The following is a 2,504-nucleotide window of genomic DNA, read 5'->3' as shown; positions in this document are numbered from 1 at the left end:
TCACTGCGACGTGCAATTCTCTCTTTACTTCACGTATTTGTCTATCAGGTAGTCGGTAATTTGCTCTTCGCGAGCCTGGACAAACGCCTGTGCGTTCTCCGGGGTGGGCTCGATATCGGGATACTGATTTACACGTTGGATACGCTCAGCCTCGGCGTTGCCAAGCTCGTCCAACCAGTCGTGGGGCCACTGGTCGCTCTTGATTTCTTCGTTCATCTCGTGTGGCAACAGCTGTAGATTCCCGATTCGATTAAGATCAACAGTCTCTCCAACAGATTCTGATACGGATTCTGCCCTGCTTTTCGGGTAGATGTGGTCAACCGAGTAGTCGCCAATACTGGTGGACGTCGATTGCGTATATGATTCCTCAATGAGGCCGAGCACTGCCGTGACATCTGTGTCGGTAAACACAGGCTCTCCTGGGCTGCTCTCGTAACGAGCGTTGGCTACGACTCGACGGATATCTTCAGCAGATGGGCTGATATTCTCCGATTCAAATAGCTCCTCTCCTGGGAAAACGATGGGCTCGTTGGGTTCTGGTTCCCATTCGCGAAGGTATCGCATCCAGTTACGACACTTTCCGTAGGTCAGAACCTGGTAGTACTTGTTCAGTAAGAGGGCTCTTGCGACGAACTGGAAAACACTCTCGCGGTTCGCGTCGGAGACCTCAGCATCTGGATTCTGGTAATAGAACACGCCAAGTAGTGCGAAGATGGGCATCGTGTTCATTACCGAACTCCGAATCCCGCTCTCGATTACTGTCTGGAAAGCCTTCTCGAGCGATGTCCGAAACCACTCGAATCGCCGTCCGGCGACGACGGGCTCATTATACAGCCACCGCTCGCGCATCTCGTCCATTCTATCTTCATCGATACTGCTAAGATTGCTGCGGAGGAGGTCTGTTCCGACTAAGTATGCTGAATATCGGAGAAACAGCTTCCGGTCGATTTCTTGCTCATACTCAGGGAATTTCTGTTTAAATTCGTCAATCCAATCTTGGATGACCTCCCTTGGATTGATTCGCTCGTCCTCCTGTTCCGCGTACGGCCAATAACTCATTAGCTTTGAGAGGAGGAGCTGGTAGGGCTTCGGATCAGAGCCCTCCATGTTTAGCCTCGTGAATATCTCGGGAATTTCGGACCGGTCCTTGTTCGTGCTGTCTGTTTCGAGATCGTCCTGTAGAACGTTGCTCGTAATGTCTCTCGCGACGGCCATCGAAATACTGCGCAGCTGGTAGCGGGTTTCGTTGTCCGCCCTCAATTCGGCGGTGTCCACGTATTCATCAACGACTTCGCTAAGTGCTCTTCCCTCAAGCACTGTGGAGTTCCCGGAGCCCCCGTCGTCGCCTCCGTTCCATAACTCCCCGACCGGCATCCACAGGTGTCGCGTGTCGCCGGTCATGGAATAGCCGGTCTCGTCCGTTCCTCCAAACTTCCCTGTCGATTTGAACTCAAACTCGTAGTCGCCTGTTGTATCGTCGCGATCGTACTCTGGGTGACCGAATAGGTCAACACACAGCCGCTGGCCTTCCCAGTACTGGAGCTGATCGCTGGGCTTCCCCCGTCCGCCATTATATACTGTAATTCCACCCTCGACACCGATATAGAGCGAGTTCAAGCGCTGCTGGCCGTCTATAATCAGAATCTCCGGTTCTTTGTCTTCAACCTCCTCATTGTAGAGGTCGTATTCCGCCAAAACTGGATCCGGTGGCCGATAGTCATCGGCAACGTACATCCGCAGAAAATTATACGAGTTGTAGTCGCTGATATTTGCCGCTCGAACTCTCCACTCAGTTATCGCTCCGATTGGATAATCCCGAATTAGTGAATCGAACAGCTCCTCAATCTGCCTGGGGTTCCAGACAAACTCCCGCTGGAGGCCGGGAAGAAAGATGTGGTCGTTTATTTCAGACAAATAATCAGAGACCTGTCTGGACATAGTCACCAGAACGGAAGAAGAGTATAAATACTCTGTCGTCGCCCATCGATTCTGGATGTATACTGCCCAGGATAACTCGAAGGCCTGGCTGAACTGTTGAGTTACGGTGTTGGTGATTCAGTCGCCGAATTTTTGGGGTTGTGTGCTCGTTTCCGAGAAGTATCCAGAATCAGGCTTGTCTAGTATTGCCTCCGTTAACCAACACTCAGTGCCTGGCAGGGGTGTATGTTGGTTAAGTGTGTCGGTGCTGCGAAGTCTCTGTGCGGCCACGTTGAAGATGCCTCCCTCCGAACTCTCAGGTATGTGTGGCCGAAACTCGCTCTTCATCGAACAGGCCGACCTCGAGGCTCGTTTCGACGCCGAGGTCGCCACAGACGGCGGGTACACACCCCGGTACAACATCGCGCCGGGCGACGACCTCCACATCGTCACGAACGAGGCTCCAGACGAGATCGACGCCTACCACTGGGGGCTGATTCCGTTCTGGGCGGACGAGCCCGAGGAGGGGATCATCAACGCTCGCTCCGAGACTGCCGACGAGAACCGTGTCTTCGAGCGGGCATGGG

2 protein-coding genes are annotated in these 2,504 nt (G+C 53.4%); one reads left to right on the top strand and one right to left on the bottom strand.

From position 1 onward, the window contains the following. Positions 1 to 24 precede the first annotated feature (24 nt). Positions 25 to 1,938: a DUF262 domain-containing protein gene (locus AN233_RS05925; protein WP_058365906.1), complete on the bottom strand. Its 1,914-nt coding sequence runs from the start codon at positions 1,936 to 1,938 to the stop codon at positions 25 to 27. A 301-nt stretch (positions 1,939 to 2,239) separates the two neighbouring features. Here AN233_RS05925 and AN233_RS05920 point away from each other — a divergent pair. Next, the coding region (locus tag AN233_RS05920; protein WP_141654130.1) for an SOS response-associated peptidase family protein at positions 2,240 to 2,504 on the top strand (265 nt) is incomplete at its 3' end.

Source organism: Haloparvum sedimenti (genome assembly GCF_001462205.1).
GTDB classification, from domain to species: Archaea; Halobacteriota; Halobacteria; order Halobacteriales; family Haloferacaceae; genus Haloparvum; species Haloparvum sedimenti.
The sequence above is the reverse complement of the archived record's forward strand: the minus strand, read 5'-3'. Positions and strand labels throughout refer to the sequence as shown.

Excerpts from the sequence above, each read along its gene's own strand:
- AN233_RS05925 (WP_058365906.1), bottom strand. The coding sequence starts at position 1,938 with ATGTCCAGACAGGTCTCTGATTATTTGTCTGAAATAAACGACCACATC.